Origin of the sequence: Pseudomonas gessardii, assembly GCF_001983165.1 — a bacterium.
GTDB classification, from domain to species: domain Bacteria; phylum Pseudomonadota; class Gammaproteobacteria; order Pseudomonadales; family Pseudomonadaceae; genus Aquipseudomonas; species Aquipseudomonas gessardii.
Window position 1 is genome coordinate 36,656 of record NZ_MNPU01000025.1, and the last position, 17,105, is coordinate 53,760.

The window sequence follows — 17,105 nt, forward strand, 5'->3', positions numbered from 1 at the left end:
AAGCAAATGTGGGAGCTGGCTTGCCTGCGATAGCGGTCTAGCAGCCGGCAAAAAATGCTGACTTCACCACCGTCATCGCGGGCAAGCCCGCTCCCACACAAGCCCGCGGCCCCACTGTCTTTTCTATAACGGCAACGGCTCCCGCGAGCGCAGCAGCATGCCCTGCGCCGGCACCCGCGCATGCCACTTCACCACCCCCTGGGCTTCGACACGGTACTGGCTGCGAAACCGTTGGCCATCCAGGTCGATATCCAGTTGCAGCAGGAAGTGGTCACCATTGAGCTGCAGTCCTTCGCTCAAGCGCTCGAACAGTGCGTCATCCACCGCCCCCAAAGCCTGGCGCAGTTCGCCGGCATCGCGATAGCCCCCTGCCGGGCGCGCACTGACCAGCCGGGTCAGCAGCGAACGCGACACCTCACCCTCATACAACGCATCCAGCAGCGGTAGCATGTCCAGGCTCAACGCATTGGCATTCAGGCGCCAGCCAGCGGTCTCGTCCAGGCTGCATAACTGCGGGTAGCGCAACGCCCGCAGCGGGTCGGGCAGCGCCAGCAGGTTCAGCTCGCTGATATCGCGCATGCGTTGATTGGCCGCCAGGCGTGGTGGTGATTGACGCAGGTATTCGTTGCTTTCGGCACCTTGCAGGCGGGTCTGTTGGTCGGCGTCGAGCCAGTCGGCCAGGGTCTGGGCCAGGCGTTCGGCGGCCATGTCGGCGCCCAGCAGATGCACCAACTGGCGCTGGGCTCGCTCGGCTTCGGGGCCGATCAGGGCGTTGACGTTGAAGCAGGTGTGCAGGTCGCGAATCTGGATGCTCGCCTTGCCCCCCTTGAAGTCGTAGCTCAACGGCTGCCCACGCATGGCCTGCCAGAACAACGGGCTGGCGCGCCACAGCGGGTCTTGCAGGGCCTGTTCGGTAAAGGCCAGCGCCGCCCGCTCGATGGCCCGCGCCTGCACCCGCTGTTGCACCAGGCGCACGCTGTCGACCTGCTGGCGCCCCTGCTCGACCATCCAGGCCATGCCGCCCGCCAGCATCGCCAGGGCCACCAGCACCATCAACAATGCCGCCCCCTGCTGCCGTTTTCTGTCCATTGCCCTGCCACCTTTTATGTCGATCCTGGCGACAGTCAACACAGTGGATGTTTCAACCAGGTGGCAGGCTCACACAATTCCCGCAAAAACGTCACCGCGCCGTCATAAAGCCTCGGCAAACTGCGCCTTCATATTTCAAATCAATGGCTTGGAGTGGCGTTATGGGTGGTATAGGGATTTGGCAACTGGTCATCGTGCTGCTGATCGTGGTCATGCTGTTCGGCACCCGGCGCCTCAAGGGCCTGGGCAGCGATGTGGGCGAGGCCATCAAGGGCTTTCGCTCCTCCATGGGCAACGAACCCGGCGCCCAGGCGGCGGACAAGACCAGCCTTGAGGTACACGCCGAACCTCAGCGCCCTGCTGACAGCCAACGCTGATGTTCGATATCGGTTTTAGCGAACTGCTGCTGGTGGGCCTGGTGGCCCTGCTGGTGCTGGGCCCCGAACGCCTGCCGATTGCCGCGCGCAATGCCGGGCTATGGCTGGGCCGGGCCAAGCGGGCGATGAACACGCTCAAGGCCCAGGTCACCCAGGAACTGGACAACGAGCATTTGCTCAAGGGCATCGACCAGCAACCCTTGCGGCAACTGGAGCAGCAACTGCGCGACGGCATCCGCCTGGACGCCCCGCTGCCGCCAACCACCACCCCTTCCCCAGGACACCCTGCCCCATGAGCGACCTGCCCCTGCCTGCCCCGCGCCTGTCGGTGACCGGCCACCTGACCCGGTTGCGTTCGCGCCTGGTGCGCTGCGTCCTGGCGATCGTCCTGGTGTTTTGCGCGCTGTTCCCCTTTGCCCAAAAGCTCTACAGCTTCGTCTCGCAACCGTTGCGCGACTTCTTGCCCAGCGGCGCCACCATGATCGCCACCGGGGTGACCTCACCGTTCCTGGCACCGCTCAAGCTGACCCTGATGATCGCCCTGTTCATCAGCATGCCGCTGTTGCTGCACCAGGCCTGGGGCATGATCGCGCCGGCGGTGTACCGCCAGGAGCGCCGCACCGCCGCCTGGTTGCTGGCCGCCAGCGTGGTGCTGTTTTACGCGGGCATGGCGTTTGCGTTTTTCCTGGTGTTCCCGATGATGTTCGGCTTCTTTACCAGCGTGACCCCGGACGGCGTGGCGATGATGACCGATATCGCCCTGTACCTGGATTTCATCCTCGCGCTGTTGCTGGCGTTCGGCCTGGCCTTTGAAATCCCGGTGGCGACTTTCCTGGTGATCTGGGCCGGCATCACCGATGTGCAGACCCTGCAAAAAAGCCGCCCGTATGTGATCGTCGGCTGCTTTGTGGTGGGCATGCTGCTGACTCCGCCGGATGTGTTTTCGCAAACCATGCTGGCGGTGCCAATGTGGATTCTGTTCGAGCTGGGGCTGCTGGCCAGCCGGTCGGTGAGCACCCCGCGCCCCTGATGCCACCGCCACCCGCGGCGGGAGCATTAAACAAAATGTTGACTTAGTAAGGCGCCAAGATAAACTGCGCCTTATGAATATTTTAGAGAACAAACACCACATCATGCTGCGCGAGCTTGACGGGGTGCCGGCCGAGGTCAGGGACAGTGTCAAGCTGTGCTTCGAGCTGCTGTCGGCGGCCGCCGCGATCAATCGCGTGTGTGCCATCCGCCTGGCCCGCTACAACCTGTCGGAAGGCCGCTTTGTCATCATGCTCACCCTCAAGAGCGCCGGCGGGAAGCTCTCGCCCCTGGAACTGGCAACACGCTTGTCGATTACCACCGGCACGGTGACCGGCTTGCTCGATGGCCTGCAGGGCGACGGGTTTATCAAGCGCAAGACCGACCCCACCGACCGGCGCAAATTGATCATCACCCTGACTGCCGACGGTAGGCGCGTGGTCGATGAGGTGTTCGTCGAGCACACCGACTGGATCAGCGGCATTATCCAGGGGCTGAGCCCCGAGCAGCGCCAGGCGTTGTCCGAGTCGATCTATTGCATTTCGGCCAGTCATGCACTGTCCCAGCCACTGCCGGATGGGCATTAGGCCCAGGCTTCAATTGCGTCAATCGCGGTAGTCACACAAGGAGGTGTTTGATGCTGCACAGTCAACGAGTGATGACCAACTTCGGCAGGAAGCCACGCATTCACAGTGGCGTCGATGTCATCCGCCACAGCATGGTCTCCCTGGAGCGCTACATTCCCCCGGCGCTGTATCGGCGCCTGTTTATCCAGCGGATCGCCCGCCACCCCCTGGCCATCGAAGGCTTTGAGTTTCGCCCGGTGCAAAGCCTGTTTGAACTGGAGGCGGCCTTGCGCCTGGTCAACGACAGCTATGCGCGACGCGGTATCTCCACGGTGTGCCGGGCCGGTATGCGCTTTTCCGCGTTTCATCTGCTGGCGGGCACCACCACCTTCATCGCGATCAAGGACCAGCAGATCGTCGGCACCGTGTCACTGATCGAAGACTCCATGCTCGGCCTGCCCCTGGAAGAGGTGCATGGCAACGAGGTGGTGTTGCAACGCCTGGCCGGGGCCCGGCTGGCCGAGGTCGGCACCCTGGCCGTGGCCGCCGGGTATCGCGGCAAGGGGGTGCCGTTGATGCTCTACAACGCGATGTTCCGTTGGGCCATGAATTTTCGCGGGGTGCAGCGGCTGCTGATCGCCGTGCATCCACGCGCCGGGGCGTTTTATCGCAACGTGTTGTTCTTCTCCCCCATGGGCCGGGTGCAACCCTACACCAAGCTCAACAATGCCTTGTCGCTGCCCCTGTCTTTGGACCTGGGCGATGCGCCGGCGATTTTCCAGCGGGCTTATCAGCGCCCCGACCTGGAGTTTGCCGTCGAGGGCCAGCGCACGCACTTCTTCGATTTTTTCTGCCGCCGTGACTACGCCCATATTGGCCTGCCCGCCACCGGTGCGCTGCGGCCCTGGGACACGCACGAAGTGCTGACCCATATGGCCCGCTGTGGCGTGCATGGCCGAAACCTGTCGCCACGGGTCCAGCGGGCGCTGGCCCTGGCGTAAGCAAGCTCAAACGTCATTTCATGGAGGAAGCAGTATGGACAGCGGATTGCTGCGCGCGATAGTCAGAGAAATAACGATCAAGCAGCCCTTCGAGCGTATACCCGAACCGGCCCTGGTTATGGAAGAACAACAGAGTGTGGCGTCTTATGCCGACAGCGCCGCCCAGGGCCAGGCCTTGTCCGGCACCCACCTGTATCACTGTGCGCAGATGTGCGCGCTGATCAAACCCGGCGACGTGGTGCTGGACATCGGCTGCGGCCCGGCGGCCCTGTTGCTGCAAGTCGCGCGGCTCAACCCGCGGGCCGAATTCATTGGCATGGACTTGTCCCAGAGCATGCTGGAGGTGGCCCGTGAAGCCTGCCACCTGCAAGGCATCGATAACGTGCAACTGGTGGCCGACGACATGACCCGCCTCACCACGATCGCCGACCGCAGCGTGGATGTGGTGATCTCGTCGATGGCCCTGCACCACCTGGAAAACCTCGGCCAACTGGAGGCGACCTTTCGCAATATCTCGCGGGTGCTGCGCAATGACCGGGCGATTTACCTGAATGATTTCGGGCGCCTGAAAACCATCGAGTCGGTCGACTATTTTGTCGAGCGCGCCAGCGACGGGGCCGACGCGGAAACCCTGTTGGACTACCGCAACTCCCTGCTGGCGGCATTCTCCCTGGAAGAATTCCAGACCCTCGCGGCCAGTTACCTGGGGCCGTGTGCCAAGGTCTACAGCACGGCGTTCAGCCCGTTGATGATGGTCATCCGCACCCCCAAGCGGCGTTGCGTGAACGTGATGAAGCCCGAATTCCGCCGCCGCTACAACGCCCTGCCCGCCAGCCGCCAGGCGGATGTGAACCAGTTGCGTCTGTTCCTGCGCCTGGGAGGCCTGGCCAGTGCCTTTTGAACCCGCCAACCTGATGCTCGCCCAGCAACAATGGCGTGAGGTGCTCGGCGATGCGGGGGTGCGCATCGACCCGGCCACCCTCGAACGTTTCCAGCAAGACACCATGTGCTCCCCCGCGTATGCCAGGGTGGTGATTGCACCGCGCTGCACCGAACACGTCTCGGCGTGCATGGTCATTGCGCGGCGCTATGGGGTTGCCGTGCAGCCGATCAGCACCGGGCACAACTGGGGCTACGGCACGGCCTCGACCCCTGGCGCCCATTGTGTGCTGATGGACCTGTCGGGGATGGACCGGATCCTGTCGTTCGATGAAGAGCTGTCGGTGGTCACCCTGGAACCGGGGGTGACCCAGGGCGCCCTCGCCCGCTATCTGCAGGAGCACAACCTGGCCTTCTTGACCCCGGTCACCGGCGCGGGCCCGACCTGCAGCGTGCTGGGCAATGCCCTGGAGCGTGGTTTTGGCATCACCCCCCATACCGACCACTTCCAGGCGGTGCTCGGCCTCGAAGCGGTGCTGGCTGACGGTACGCTGTACCGCTCGCCGATGTCCCTGGGGGTCAGCGCGCCCTGTTTCAAATGGGGGGTGGGGCCGTACCTGGACGGTCTGTTCAGCCAGAGCGGGCTGGGGGTGGTGACGCAGATGTCGATTGCCCTGGTGCGCAAGCCCGAGGTTATCCAGCCGTTTTACTTCTGGGTGGAGGAGGAACAAGGGCTGGAAGCGGCCCTGGCGGGCATCAAGCGCATGCTCGACCTGGCCCCCGGGCAGATCGGCGGCATCAACCTGATGAATCGCACACGGCTGTTGACCATGGCCAGCGAAGACACCCAGGTGGTGGGCATGAACGAGGCGCAGCAACGGGCCGCCGCCGATGCCCTGGGGCTGCCCGCGTGGATGGGCGTAGGCTCGATCTATTGCCAGAAGGCACAGCACGCCTCGCTCAAGCGCATGATCAGCCTTGAGCTTGAAGCCTTCGCCAGTAAATCGCTGTTCAAGACCGGTGGCCAATTGACGAGCGCCCGCCGCCTGCTGGGGTATCTGCCCGGCGGCTGGTCCCGGCGCTGGCAGCGCACCCTGGACAAGATGCTGCAAGGCATCGCCCTGATGGAAGGCCAGCCCAGCGAAGTGGCGTTGCCGCTGGCCTACACCGCCGGCGCCAAGCCGCTGCCCGGCGCGCCCCTGGACCCGGCGCGGGATAACTGCGGGCTGATCTGGTACGCGCCGATCCTGCCGCTCAAGACCCAGCCCGTGGCCGACTTTGTGCGGGCCATGGAGCGTCGTTGCCGCCAGCAGCAACTGCCGTGCCCGGTCACGCTGACCAGCCTGTCAAGCCGTGCCATCGACTGCACCGTACCCCTGCTGTTCGATCGCACGGATGCCCCGGCCTCGAACCGGGCCCATGAGTGCTATCGCCAGCTGTTCGCCCAAGGCAAGGCGCTGGGCGTCTTGCCCTACCGTGTGCCCGCCCGCTTCATGCACCTGTTGACCGACGCCCAGGGGCCGGCCTGGCAGCTCGGGGCGCGGCTCAAGGCGGCACTGGATCCCGACAACCTGCTTTCACCCGGGCGCTACTGCATCGCCAGCCCAATGCCTGAGCAGCCCATGACCGCATCGGTGGTATCGAGATGAGTGAAGAACGCAAACACCTGATTGACCAGGGCCGCCTCGCCACCCGCAACCTGGCGGAGTGCCTGGCAGTCGACCCGGTGGCGCTGGCGACGGCCATCGCCCCGCAGTGGGAGCCGTCCCTGGCCCAGGCCCTGTTGAACGCAGCCCAGGCCGGCCAGGCGCTGGGCATCTCGAAGAAAGTCGCCGGCCTGGGCCTCGCGCTGGGGCAATGGCTGGAAGCCGCCGCCCAGCCCCTGCGCGAGCAGACCTGGCAGCGACTGCTGGAGCATCCTTCGGACACCGTGCGCAGTTGGGCGGCCTTCGCCAATGCCTACTGTCAACGCGACAGCGCCCTGGAAACCGCGCTGGTGAGCCAGTTCAAGTTCGCCACCGACAGCCACTTTGGCGTGCGTGAATGGGCCTGGATTGCCTTGCGCCCCCTGCTGGCCCAGGACCTGACGGCCGCCCTGGCGCTGCTGTGCAGCCATGCCGGTAGCGCAGACCCGCTGATCCGCCGTTTCTGCGTTGAAATCCTGCGCCCGCGCGGGGTCTGGTGCGAACACATCGCCCGACTCAAGGCCGAGCCGCAAATCGCCGAACCCCTGCTGATTGCCAGGCTCGATGAAAGCGACAAATACGCCCAGGACTCGGTGGCCAACTGGATCAACGACGCCAGCAAGACCCGGCCAGACTGGGTGCTGGATTTGTTCGAGCGCTACCCACCCAACGGCAAGGCCGCCACCAGGATTTTTACCCGGGCTACCCGCAGCCTTTCTCAACAGAAGTGAACAGGAGTCACCCATGTCGCTCAAGGAAAAGCTTCAAACCGTCAAGGACCAGATGGCCCAGTTGCCGGCCGAGATCCAGCACAAGTTCCAGGCCTCGTTGCAGACACTGATCGACAGCCATCTGGGCGACAAGGCCCTGAAGGCCAACGACAAGGCGCCCCTGGCGGTGCTCAAGGATGCTGACGATCAGGCGGTGGACCTCAGTCAACTGCTGAAAAAAGGCCCGTTGGTGCTGGTGTTCTACCGAGGCCTGTGGTGCCCCTTCTGCGGCCAGGCATTGACGGCCTACCAGCAGATGGTCGCGGACCTGGCGGCCTCGGGCGCCACCCTGGTGGCGGTGTCGGCGCAAACCCCGGAGTACTCGCGCAAGACCCGCGAAGCCCTCGGCATCAAGTACCTGTTGCTCAGCGATACCGACAACCAGCTGGCGCGCCAGTACGGCATCGTGTTCAAGCTCGAAGACGAACTGGATGAGGTCTACCGCTCACTGGGCGCCGATCTCAAGCAGTTCAACGGCTCCGACGCCCTGACCCTGCCCATGGCCAGCGCCTTTGTGATCGGCCAGGACGGGCTGATCCGCGCCGCCTTCGTCAACGTGGACTACTCGCAACGGGTAGAACCACAGGATTTGATCGCCGCCGCCAGCGGCGCATAACCGACAACTCTCGCCGAAGGCACGCCTGCCTTCGGCGAACCCACTTGTTCAGGGACTGACGACATGAAACGAATCGCAATCATGGGGGCCGGCGTCGCCGGTCACCTGGCCGCGCTGTACTTCAAAAAAAGGTTACCGGGGGTCGACGTCATCCTGATCGGGCGCCCGGACCGCAAGCGCCCGATTGTCGGCGAGTCCACGGTCGAGTTGACCACCCACTTCTTCAAGGGCCTGGGCCTGGGGCGCCTGCTGGAAGAAAAGCACTACCACAAGTACGGCCTGACCTATTACCTGAAACTGCGCAACAACCCCGAGTGCCGCAACTACGTGGTCCACGAGGCGCCCGGCGTAATCCGCATGCCCGCCTACAACCTCAACCGCTTCAGTTTCGACAAGGACCTGCGCCAGATCGTGGGCGATCACCAGGTGCACATGATCGAGGCTGACGTCACCGCCGTCGACCTCCATGCCGGCGAGCACGCCACCCATCTGCTGACCCTGCGCAACGCCGCCGATGAGCCACAGCAACTGACCGCCGACTGGGTGGTGGACGCCACCGGCCGCAATCGCTTCATGGCCAAGAAGCTCAAGCTGCACAAAGAAGCGACCTACCAGCGCAGCACCTTCTGGCTGCGGCTCAAGGACTTCGACCGCGGCATCTTGTCCAGCATCACGGCACACAAGGACAAGCATCACTGCTACGACCCGTACTACGTGACCCACCATTTCTACGGCAAGGGCTACTGGATCTGGATGATCCCGATGCGCAGCGATGACGGTAACGAGATGATCAGCATCGGCATCACCTACCGGCCGGACATGATCGAGGAGAAAATCAGCACCTTGGACGCCTTCAAGGACAAGGTCATGGCCGACCACCCGGTGATCACCGAGCTGATCGAGTCGGGCCAGTTGGTCGATACCCAAGCCATGCACAACTACATGTACGAGGCGCGGCAGTACTACTCGACCGAAGGCTGGTTCCTGCTGGGCGACGCGGCCTTTACCTTCGACCCGGCCAACAGCGCCGGGCTGGCCTATGTGGCGCAGCAGATCCCGCAGGTCGCGGCGATGATCGAGAAAGACATCCATGGCAGCCTGACACCCGCCTACGTCAATTGCCTGGAGTCGCATATCCAGGCGCAACTGGCCCTGCAGGACACCTGGAGCAAGTGGTACGAGGTGATGGACGACCCGTTCATGATGGGCTGGACGTTGCTGTTCGCCAATATGGCGTACTTCCATGTGGTGCTGCCGATGTACATGACCGGGGATTTTCTCGATGGTCACCAGGCCCAGCAATTTGCCGACCTGCTGCCACGCTACACCCGCGAGATGCAACCGTCGCCGCTGCCGTTTGCCTGCCTGCTGCAAGAGATCCGCCGCTCCAACCCGGGCTTGAGCCCGACGATGATGCCCAACCTCTACTCGCGCACCATCAACTTCGACTTGTACAAGGCCGAAAACCGCGCACGACCGATCTACGCCTCCAACTATTACCTGCGCTCGGCCCTGCTGCGGGTGCGGCTGATGAAGATGGTCAAATGGTCGCTGTCGGCACGTCACCTCACGTTGCTGCTGCGCCATGGCTGTGGCGCCGTGCAGGACCTGGCACGGGCGGCGGTCCTGCGCCTGCGGCCTTCGTTGTTCTACAAATATGGCGAGTCGCCGGAGCTGCTTAAATCGCCGTTTGGCAAGGAAGGTGGCTTTCTCGACCTGGTACGTCGCGGATGAACGGCATGGCGCAGGTCCATACAGACCTGCTGGCCCTGAGTGCCGTCCACCTGGCGCGGTTGATCCGTGACAAGCAGATCTCCCCGGTGGAGCTGATCGAGCAGTGCATTGCGCGCCTGGAGGTCGTCCAGCCGCTCTGCAACGCGATGGCGGTCGACCTGTTCGACGATGCCCGGCGCGCCGCGCGCCATGCCGAAGAGGCGGTGCTCAAGGGCCGGCCCCTGGGACGCCTGCACGGTGTGCCGTTCTCCATGAAGGAAGGCCTGGGCCTGGCGGGGCAGCCCAAGACCTGTGGGTCGCGCCTGCGCAGCAATACCCGGGCGCTGAGCACCGCCACGGTGGCCACGCGGCTGCTGGCGGCCGGGGCCATTCCGCTGGCGCTGGGCAATCAGGCTGAAATGGCCCTGTGGCCCGAGACAGACAACCTGGTGTATGGCCGCACACTCAACCCCTACGACGCCTCACGCACCGCCGGCGGCAGCAGTGGCGGTGATTCGGTGATGGTCGCCAGTGGCTGCGTGCCCTTTGCCCTGGGCACCGACGGCGGTGGTTCGATCCGTATTCCGGCGGCGTTCAATGGCATCTTTGGCTTGAAGCCGTCGCGGGGGCTGGTGCCGCTGAGCGGGCATCTGCCGCTGGACGAACAGCGTGTATCGCTGCCGGCCTCCCAAGCCGTCGCCAGCCACTTTGCGGCCGGCCCCTTGTGCCGGCATGCCGAGGACCTGGGCGCCGTGCTGGAGATCATCGCCGGCAGCGACGGGATCGACCGCAATATCCACTCAGGCTACCAACAGCCGGCCCGGGCGCCGGCGCTCAAGCGTGTCTTGGTATGCGTGCCAACGCCACTCAAGTGGGGCACGCCACTCTCGCCTGCCGTGACAGCGGCGGTGATCGAGACCGGCCAGCGCTATGCAGACCGGGGCGTGGACGTGCAAGCCTGGAATGACGGCGGCTTTGCCAACGCGTTTTTTATCTGGCTGGCCGTGCTCAAGTGCGAGACCCACCTGCACCTGGCCGACTACCTCGGGGATGGGCAGCCGCTCAATTATCCACGGGCGTTGTATGCCGCCCTGGCCGGCAAGCCGCAGTTTTCCCGGGGGCCGCTGCTCGCCAGCCTGATGGACAGCGGCGGTGATCGGCTGGGCAACCCGGGGCTCTCGCGCTTCCTCAAGCAACGCGATCACATGCAGCAGGCCCTGGCCGGGCTGTTCGACGGCCAGAGCATTCTGGTGCTGCCGGCCACGCCGGGCGTGGCGCCGGCCCATGGCAGCGCCCTGAAGCACCCGTTCGATATCGGCTATTGCGCGCTGTTCAATGTGCTCGGCTTCCCGGCCCTTTGCGTGCCCATGGGGCGCCTCGACCAGGGCTGCCCGGTGGCCGTGCAACTGGTGGCCGGGCTGGGACAGGACGCGTTGTTACTGGAAGCCGCGCGCTTTCTGGAAATGGAATTCGGCGGCTGGCGCAAGCCCCCGCTCTGACACCTCAAGTACTAGGACACCCCCATGCAAACCAACACCAGCGCTATCACGCTACAACCCCCTGCGCCTGCGGGCGGGCAATCGGCCGTGGGTTCCCAGGCCGAGCATTTGACCCTGTTGTTCCTGATCCAACTGATCGTGATTTTCAGCGCCAGCCGCCTGATCTCCTGGCTCAGCACCCGCTGCCTGGGGCAAACCCCGGTGGCCGGGGAAATTCTCGCCGGGCTGGTCCTGGGGCCGAGCCTGCTGGGCTATTTTTTCCCGGAACTGCTCAGCAGTATCTTTGTGCCGCAAACCTCCACCGCCTTTGTCGCCACGGCCCAGGTCGGCCTGATTCTGTTGATGTTCCAGGTGGGCCTGGAATTTGAATTCGGCGCCCACCTCAAGGGGCGTAAACGCTCGATCATGGCGATCAGCCTGGGCGGGTTGCTGGTGCCGTTTGCCAGTGGCTTCCTGGTGGCCGAGTATTTCTGGCAACAGATCGCCGGCGACAAGCCACCGCTGCTGGCCTTCCAGCTGTTTTTTGCCACGGCGCTGTCGATCACCGCCCTGCCGATCCTCGGGCGGATCTTCATGGAGCTGGGGCTGTCCCGCTCTCGCGTAGCCACCCTGACGATTGGCGCGGCGGCCATCGATGATGTGTGCGGCTGGCTGATCCTCGGCGGCGTGACCTCGATCATCGCCTCCAACTTCAGCGTATGGGCCTCCCTCGGCAGGATCCTCGCCCTGGCGCTGTTTATCGTGCTGGTGCTGTGGGTGGTGCGGCCGTTGGTGCTGCGCTGGATCATCGGCGACCTTGCGCGCAAACCCCTGTCGGCCCAGGGCATTTCCCTGATGCTGATCGTGCTGTTTGGCAGCGCGGTGATCACCAACCTGATCGGCGTTTTTTCGATTATTGGCGGCTTTATCATCGGCGTCGCCCTGCACACCCACCGGCCTTTTGTCACCCAGTGGAATGCCAAGGTCAGCGGCCTGGTCAATGCGTTTTTCCTGCCGGTGTTCTTTGCCTACACCGGGCTGCGCACCGATATCGGCTCGCTCAATGGCGACACGGCGCTGCTCAATTGCTTTTTGGTGTGCCTGGTGGCGTTCGCCAGTAAATTCTTCGGGGCCTATGGCGCCAGCCGCTGGCTGGGCGAGACACCGCGCAACAGCGCGTTGATCGGCGTGTGCATGAACACCCGGGCGCTGATGGAACTGGTAGTGCTTAACGTGGGCTATGACCTGGGCGTGCTGCCCAAGGAGTACTTCACCATGCTGGTGATCATGGCCATTATCAGTACCTTTATCGCCTCGCCGCTGATCCGCCTGCTGACGAGCGAGGAGCGGCGCGTGCCGGTGGGCCAACCGGCGGTGAAATAAACGCCGGCTGCAGCGGTGAGCCGCTGATGCGGCTCACCCAGGGGCTTTAGAAATGCCACTCAAGGTGCACAGTGGGGGCATAGGTGTCGGTGCCGGGTTTATGGATCGCGCCGTACTTGTGCTTCCAGTACTCATAGCCCGGGCCGATCAGCAGGGTGTTTTTGCGAGCAAACGCCAGTTGCCCGACATCGACCATCAATGAGGCGCGAACCAGGCTTTCCTCGGCCGTGTCCTGCTTGAAGTAATCCTTGCCCTTCGCAGTCTTGTAGCTGGCAAAACCCTGGAACTTGAGGGGCACGCTGCCCACCTGGAACGGAATGCCCCAGACCATGTGCAACACGTAGTACGGGTCGAACTGGATGTTTTCGGTGTGGCACGCATTCAGCCCGCAGTGGTTCCACTCCATGGCATACAGCAGGCTGATATCCAGGTAACCGGGCACGTCGAACTTGAGCGTCGGCCCGGCCACCAGCATGCGTTTGCGGGTGGCAAACTCGGTGTTTTTGTAGTTGAGTTCAACCCCGCTGCTCAGGGCCACTTCCTTGACCGGACCGAACGCCATCGAGCGCTCGAACACCTGGCTGAGGAACAGTTGATGGCGATAGACCAGGTAGGCCTCGGTCGCGCCCGAGTCGCTGTCTTTCTTCGGGTCGTTGCTGTCGGACTTGAGCACATCCAGGTTAAAGAAATTGGACCCCGCCTGATTGCCGCTGGCATGGCCCAGTTGATAGATCTCCTTCTGCACCTTGCCGTGGACACTGGGTTCGGTGAAGTCGGTGCCGTAGCGAAACCCGATAAAGGTGTCGCTCCAATCCTTGGCCTGCAGCGGGCTTGAGCCCAGGCTTATCGCACCTGCAGTTATCAGAAGGGCCTTGCAATACGTTTTTTGTAATTGTTGTACGTACATGTTCAGGTTTCCATCAAGTCAAAGTTCCAGCCATCGCGGTTTCCAGGCATGCGCACGCCCTGCCCGGACAACCACGAGGGCCGGGTTCCAGTTGCCGGTTGTTGAGGGTCTTACCGGGATTCAGGGGTGCGGCGTGTAACGCGTCGATTGCCAGGCCATCATTTGCCAGCCGTTATTGCCGGCTTTCCACACGCTGATGTAGCGCGAGTTCAGCAGCATGGGCTCGCCACGGATCACCACGTCCATGTCGATCAACCCGGTGACGACCACACAGTCCCCGGCCCTGCGCATCTGCTCGTCGCGGCTGGCGAACCCCCGGTAGCGCCAGACGCCCTCGCGCATGCCTTGCAGGTAACTGCGCTTGCTGTCGCTCTTGCCGTCCGAGTGGCTGTAGGTCAAGTCGCGGGGATAGAGGCTTTCCAGGAAGTCCAGATCGCCTTCGACCATGGCCTGGCGGCGGCGCATTTCCAGGGCCTGGATCTGTTGTTCTACGGTTTGCTGTGACATGTCTTGAAGCTCCAGGTGGGTCTCGACTATCGGGAATCCATGGTGTTGAGTGGTATGCCCGCCATCGCGGGCCGGTCCGATTCCGCCTGGGGCATGAACCACAGGGTAAGGGTGGCCAGGGCAAAGAACCCGGCGCACACCAACAGGCCCCACGCCAGGCTGTAGTGAGTGGCGATTGCGCTCAACAGCAGCGGCGCAAAGGCCGCCAGCCCGCGACCAAAGTTGAAGCAAAAACCCGCGCCGAGGGTGCGCACCCGGGTGGGGTACAGCGCACTGAAGTAGGAGGCAAACAGGCTGGCAAAGGCATAGAAGAAGGCGTAGATCGGCCCCAGCCAGAACAGGATGGCGTTCTGCGTGGTGAGTGCATAAATCGACAACATCACCGCACTGCCGAGCAATGACAGGAGCGTGGCGTTGCGCTTGCCGATGCGGTCGGCGATAAAACCGAAGGCATTGATGCCGATAAAGGCGCCGACGTTGAGGATCGCCATGAAGTTGGCCATCGTGTCGAGGCCCAGGCCACGCTCCTGGATCAAGTAAGTGGGCAACCAGGTGCTTGCACCCCAGAAACCAATCACCGCAAAACTCGCCGCCAGGGTGCCCAACAGGGTCAGGCGCAGCAGTTCGGGGGAAAATATTTCGCGCACCGAAACATGCTTGTGCCCTCCGCAAAGGGCTCTCTGCGCGGTCCATTCCGGCGACTCGGGCACGAAGAAAAACAGGTACGCCAGTGGAATCAGGGTGGAGATCCCGGCCACCATGAACAAGGTCGGCCAGTCTGGCAGATAGCGGGCCGCCGCCATGGCGGCAATGGCCGCGCCAATCGGGAATGAACTGAGCACAAACCCGATCGCTCGCGCCCGCTGGTGGGCCGGCCAGGTTTCCGTCACATAGGCCGAGACAATCCCCCACACCCCGCCCAAGCCCAGCCCGGATAGAAACCGCAGCAGCAGGAGCAAGGCCCAGTTGTGCGTGACAGCCACCAGCGTGGTCAACAGGCCGAATACGCTCAACGAAATCAGTAAAGCTTTGCGGCGACCGTAGTTGTCGGAGTACCAGCCCGTGGTGATGCTGCTAAAACCGATACCCAGCAGGGTCGCCGAGGCGAGCATGCCGGCTTCATTGAATGTCAGGCCCAGGTCCTGGCGGATTACCGGGAGTGCGAGGGTGAGCAAGATAATTTCCATCGCGTCAAACAGGTACGCGAGAAAACCGCCGACAAGCACATGCCACTTGGAAAGAGGTCTCATTGCTGGATTTTCCTTATTGTTGTTGTTTTGCCAGGCTGACAGACAGGCGTGATGCGTCGCAGCACGCCCGATCGGTCTGGAGGATTTACGTACAGGTGCAGTCAGTTACAACAGCGCGCAGGCCTCGTCGAAGTCCAGGCGCGGGTTACGGGCAAAGAGTTTCTCGGGGTCGCCATAGCCGAGGTTGCACAGGAAGTTCGACTTGATGTGCATACCGGCAAACGCCTGCATGCCATCGGCCCCGGGGGCGAAAAACGCCTGGTCGACCTGTGCGTGGTCAAACCCGGACATCGGTCCGCAGTCCAGGCCCAGGGCCCGGGCCGCGAGGATCAAGTAGCCGCCCTGCAGCGAGCTGTTGCGAAAGGCGGTGGATTCGAGCAACTCCGGCTGGCCGGCAAACCAGTCACTTACCGTGGGGTTGTGTGCAAACAACCTGGGCAACTGCGTATGGAACTGCGTGTCGTAGCCGATGATCGCCGTCACCGGGGCGCTCAGGGTCTTTTCGACATTGCCCGCGCTCAAGGCCGGCAGTAAGCGTTGCCGGGCTTGGGCACTGCGCAAGAACACAATGCGCGCCGGGCAGCCGTTGGCGCTGGTCGGGCCCCAACGCACCAGATCGTATAGCGCCCTCAAGGTGTGCTCAGCCACCGGTTTGTCCAGCCAGCCATTCTGGCTGCGGGCCTGGCGAAACAACCTATCGAGCACCTGCTCGCTGATTACCTGACTCATAGCATTTGTCCTCAACTGCGTCGCTGACGGTCTGAAGTCGACCGGGGCGCGGTCTGTTCCGCGGCACACTCCCCGCCCAGGAAAAACTCCACCGACATCGGCGGGCCCCATTGGTAGAGGCTGGCGTCGCACGCCTGGGTGTAGCCCGAGGGCGACTCCTGGTTGAACAGGTCGCCATCGGTGAAGTGCTCGATCAGGTTGCCGGACGGGTCGCGCCAGTAATCGAAGATCTGGCTGCCCAGCATGTGCCGGCCAACCCCCCAGAACGGCGACCAGCCTTGCAGGGTCATCCACTCGTGGCCCAGGCACTGCGCATCAAAATCCTGGACCTCGAAGGACACGTGATGAACGAAGTCCCGTGGCGCCTGGAACAGCGCGATGGTGTGATGGTCGGTCCAGGCGCTGCCACGGTTCAAACGCAGGAAAGCCGCACTTGGGCGGTCGCGATGCGGTTCCTCGACCACCAGGTCTGAAGGCAACATGCCGAGCATGTGCTGGTACCAGGCCAGGTGCAGGGCCATGTCCTGTACACCAATCGCCGCATGGCCCAGGCGCAGGACCTGTGCCGGGCCCTTGCCGGGGCGCTGCACATCGCCGAAGCGCTGCTTGTGTTGGGCCGAGTTGAGGGTCAGCGCAGGGCGATGGGGCAGCGCGCCCACGGCTTGGATGCCATGTACCAACTCAATCCGCCGTCCCGAGGGATCATGCAAGGCAACGTACTGCCCTCCTCCCGGACCTTCCATCGGCTGGATAGCCGAGGCCCCCGGCAGACGGCAGGCCTGGTGCAGGTCGTCGAGGCTTTCGACGGCGAACGCGATGCTGCCAAAGCTGGCTTTTGCGGCCTTCTCGGCGATATACACATAGGGCAGCGAGCAGGTGCCGCGAAAATACAGGCGTTGCTCGGTACGGTGCATGACCACCAGGCCGAAATCGCTCAGGAAGCGTTCGACCACCCCAAGGTCGGGATGACGGTAGAGCACATGGTTGATGTCTTTGATCTGCAGCACGGTAGTGACTCCTCGGCATTCAATGGGCAGGACAACCGGTAGTCGAAACCAGGGCAGCCGGGATCGCTGCCCACCGTGGTGACGGTCGGTTGTTCCGCACTCGTGAAAAACTGACGCGT

18 protein-coding genes are annotated in these 17,105 nt (G+C 63.4%); 12 read left to right on the plus strand and 6 right to left on the minus strand.

Annotation, left to right across the window (positions count from 1 at the left end):
- Window positions 1-123: 123 nt before the first annotated feature.
- Window positions 124-1,089 carry a type II secretion system minor pseudopilin GspK gene (gene gspK / locus BLL38_RS17725; RefSeq protein WP_076963709.1) on the minus strand — a complete coding sequence of 322 codons (966 nt, stop codon included), beginning with the start codon at window positions 1,087-1,089 and terminating at the stop codon, window positions 124-126.
- 161 nt (window positions 1,090-1,250) lie between these two features.
- Here gspK and tatA point away from each other — a divergent pair, with 161 nt between their 5' ends.
- From tatA to BLL38_RS17785, 12 genes are all read left to right on the plus strand, one after another.
- A complete protein-coding gene (tatA, locus tag BLL38_RS17730; RefSeq protein ID WP_076963710.1) occupies window positions 1,251-1,466 on the plus strand; it encodes a twin-arginine translocase TatA/TatE family subunit in 216 nt (71 codons plus the stop codon).
- The gene (gene tatB, locus BLL38_RS17735; RefSeq protein WP_076963711.1) at window positions 1,466-1,762 is read left to right on the plus strand and encodes a Sec-independent protein translocase protein TatB; all 297 of its coding nucleotides are present in this window, start codon (window positions 1,466-1,468) and stop codon (window positions 1,760-1,762) included. Before tatA ends, tatB begins: the two co-directional genes overlap by 1 nt.
- Window positions 1,759-2,496 (plus strand): twin-arginine translocase subunit TatC, encoded by a 738-nt coding sequence (gene tatC / locus BLL38_RS17740; protein WP_076963712.1) that lies wholly within the window; start codon window positions 1,759-1,761, stop codon window positions 2,494-2,496. Before tatB ends, tatC begins: the two co-directional genes overlap by 4 nt.
- Before the next feature lie 73 nt (window positions 2,497-2,569).
- Entirely contained in the window at window positions 2,570-3,082 is a 513-nt protein-coding gene (locus BLL38_RS17745; protein WP_076963713.1) for a MarR family winged helix-turn-helix transcriptional regulator, read from the plus strand.
- A 50-nt stretch (window positions 3,083-3,132) separates the two neighbouring features.
- Window positions 3,133-4,062, plus strand: coding sequence for a GNAT family N-acetyltransferase (locus tag BLL38_RS17750; protein WP_076963714.1), 930 nt, complete (start codon window positions 3,133-3,135; stop codon window positions 4,060-4,062).
- A gap of 34 nt (window positions 4,063-4,096) precedes the next feature.
- Complete coding sequence (locus BLL38_RS17755; RefSeq protein ID WP_076963715.1) at window positions 4,097-4,963, plus strand: class I SAM-dependent methyltransferase; 867 nt, start codon at window positions 4,097-4,099, stop codon at window positions 4,961-4,963.
- The gene (locus tag BLL38_RS17760) at window positions 4,953-6,590 is read left to right on the plus strand and encodes an FAD-binding oxidoreductase (protein ID WP_169922483.1); all 1,638 of its coding nucleotides are present in this window, start codon (window positions 4,953-4,955) and stop codon (window positions 6,588-6,590) included. Before BLL38_RS17755 ends, BLL38_RS17760 begins: the two co-directional genes overlap by 11 nt.
- A complete protein-coding gene (locus BLL38_RS17765) occupies window positions 6,587-7,357 on the plus strand; it encodes a hypothetical protein (protein ID WP_076963716.1) in 771 nt (256 codons plus the stop codon). The genes BLL38_RS17760 and BLL38_RS17765 overlap by 4 nt, the downstream gene beginning before the upstream one ends.
- A gap of 13 nt (window positions 7,358-7,370) precedes the next feature.
- Window positions 7,371-8,012, plus strand: coding sequence for a peroxiredoxin-like family protein (locus tag BLL38_RS17770; RefSeq protein WP_076963717.1), 642 nt, complete (start codon window positions 7,371-7,373; stop codon window positions 8,010-8,012).
- Window positions 8,013-8,075: 63 nt separating this feature from the next.
- Window positions 8,076-9,746 (plus strand): NAD(P)/FAD-dependent oxidoreductase, encoded by a 1,671-nt coding sequence (locus BLL38_RS17775; RefSeq protein ID WP_076963718.1) that lies wholly within the window; start codon window positions 8,076-8,078, stop codon window positions 9,744-9,746.
- A gap of 5 nt (window positions 9,747-9,751) precedes the next feature.
- Complete coding sequence (locus BLL38_RS17780; protein ID WP_232243934.1) at window positions 9,752-11,224, plus strand: amidase; 1,473 nt, start codon at window positions 9,752-9,754, stop codon at window positions 11,222-11,224.
- A 24-nt stretch (window positions 11,225-11,248) separates the two neighbouring features.
- Window positions 11,249-12,586: a cation:proton antiporter gene (locus tag BLL38_RS17785; RefSeq protein WP_076963720.1), complete on the plus strand. Its 1,338-nt coding sequence runs from the start codon at window positions 11,249-11,251 to the stop codon at window positions 12,584-12,586.
- Window positions 12,587-12,632: 46 nt separating this feature from the next.
- Here BLL38_RS17785 and BLL38_RS17790 read toward each other — a convergent pair whose 3' ends face one another.
- The 5 genes from BLL38_RS17790 to BLL38_RS17810 all read right to left on the minus strand — a co-directional run bounded on the left by BLL38_RS17790 (window position 12,633) and on the right by BLL38_RS17810 (window position 16,986).
- Window positions 12,633-13,493: a hypothetical protein gene (locus tag BLL38_RS17790; RefSeq protein WP_076963721.1), complete on the minus strand. Its 861-nt coding sequence runs from the start codon at window positions 13,491-13,493 to the stop codon at window positions 12,633-12,635.
- A gap of 120 nt (window positions 13,494-13,613) precedes the next feature.
- Window positions 13,614-14,000: a nuclear transport factor 2 family protein gene (locus BLL38_RS17795; protein ID WP_076963722.1), complete on the minus strand. Its 387-nt coding sequence runs from the start codon at window positions 13,998-14,000 to the stop codon at window positions 13,614-13,616.
- 26 nt (window positions 14,001-14,026) lie between these two features.
- Entirely contained in the window at window positions 14,027-15,250 is a 1,224-nt protein-coding gene (locus tag BLL38_RS17800; RefSeq protein ID WP_076963723.1) for an MFS transporter, read from the minus strand.
- 105 nt (window positions 15,251-15,355) lie between these two features.
- A complete protein-coding gene (locus BLL38_RS17805) occupies window positions 15,356-15,979 on the minus strand; it encodes a malonic semialdehyde reductase (protein WP_076963724.1) in 624 nt (207 codons plus the stop codon).
- A gap of 11 nt (window positions 15,980-15,990) precedes the next feature.
- Window positions 15,991-16,986: a 2,4,5-trihydroxytoluene oxygenase gene (locus tag BLL38_RS17810; protein ID WP_076963725.1), complete on the minus strand. Its 996-nt coding sequence runs from the start codon at window positions 16,984-16,986 to the stop codon at window positions 15,991-15,993.
- Window positions 16,987-17,105: the final 119 nt, after the last annotated feature.

Excerpts from the sequence above, each read along its gene's own strand:
- BLL38_RS17795 (WP_076963722.1), bottom strand. The coding sequence starts at position 14,000 with ATGTCACAGCAAACCGTAGAACAACAGATCCAGGCCCTGGAAATGCGC.
- tatA (WP_076963710.1), top strand. The coding sequence starts at position 1,251 with ATGGGTGGTATAGGGATTTGGCAACTGGTCATCGTGCTGCTGATCGTG.
- BLL38_RS17805 (WP_076963724.1), bottom strand. The coding sequence starts at position 15,979 with ATGAGTCAGGTAATCAGCGAGCAGGTGCTCGATAGGTTGTTTCGCCAG.
- tatB (WP_076963711.1), top strand. The coding sequence starts at position 1,466 with ATGTTCGATATCGGTTTTAGCGAACTGCTGCTGGTGGGCCTGGTGGCC.
- BLL38_RS17780 (WP_232243934.1), top strand. The coding sequence starts at position 9,752 with ATGGCGCAGGTCCATACAGACCTGCTGGCCCTGAGTGCCGTCCACCTG.
- BLL38_RS17765 (WP_076963716.1), top strand. The coding sequence starts at position 6,587 with ATGAGTGAAGAACGCAAACACCTGATTGACCAGGGCCGCCTCGCCACC.
- BLL38_RS17745 (WP_076963713.1), top strand. The coding sequence starts at position 2,570 with ATGAATATTTTAGAGAACAAACACCACATCATGCTGCGCGAGCTTGAC.
- BLL38_RS17785 (WP_076963720.1), top strand. The coding sequence starts at position 11,249 with ATGCAAACCAACACCAGCGCTATCACGCTACAACCCCCTGCGCCTGCG.
- BLL38_RS17800 (WP_076963723.1), bottom strand. The coding sequence starts at position 15,250 with ATGAGACCTCTTTCCAAGTGGCATGTGCTTGTCGGCGGTTTTCTCGCG.
- tatC (WP_076963712.1), top strand. The coding sequence starts at position 1,759 with ATGAGCGACCTGCCCCTGCCTGCCCCGCGCCTGTCGGTGACCGGCCAC.
- gspK (WP_076963709.1), bottom strand. The coding sequence starts at position 1,089 with ATGGACAGAAAACGGCAGCAGGGGGCGGCATTGTTGATGGTGCTGGTG.
- BLL38_RS17775 (WP_076963718.1), top strand. The coding sequence starts at position 8,076 with ATGAAACGAATCGCAATCATGGGGGCCGGCGTCGCCGGTCACCTGGCC.
- BLL38_RS17750 (WP_076963714.1), top strand. The coding sequence starts at position 3,133 with ATGCTGCACAGTCAACGAGTGATGACCAACTTCGGCAGGAAGCCACGC.
- BLL38_RS17790 (WP_076963721.1), bottom strand. The coding sequence starts at position 13,493 with ATGTACGTACAACAATTACAAAAAACGTATTGCAAGGCCCTTCTGATA.
- BLL38_RS17755 (WP_076963715.1), top strand. The coding sequence starts at position 4,097 with ATGGACAGCGGATTGCTGCGCGCGATAGTCAGAGAAATAACGATCAAG.
- BLL38_RS17770 (WP_076963717.1), top strand. The coding sequence starts at position 7,371 with ATGTCGCTCAAGGAAAAGCTTCAAACCGTCAAGGACCAGATGGCCCAG.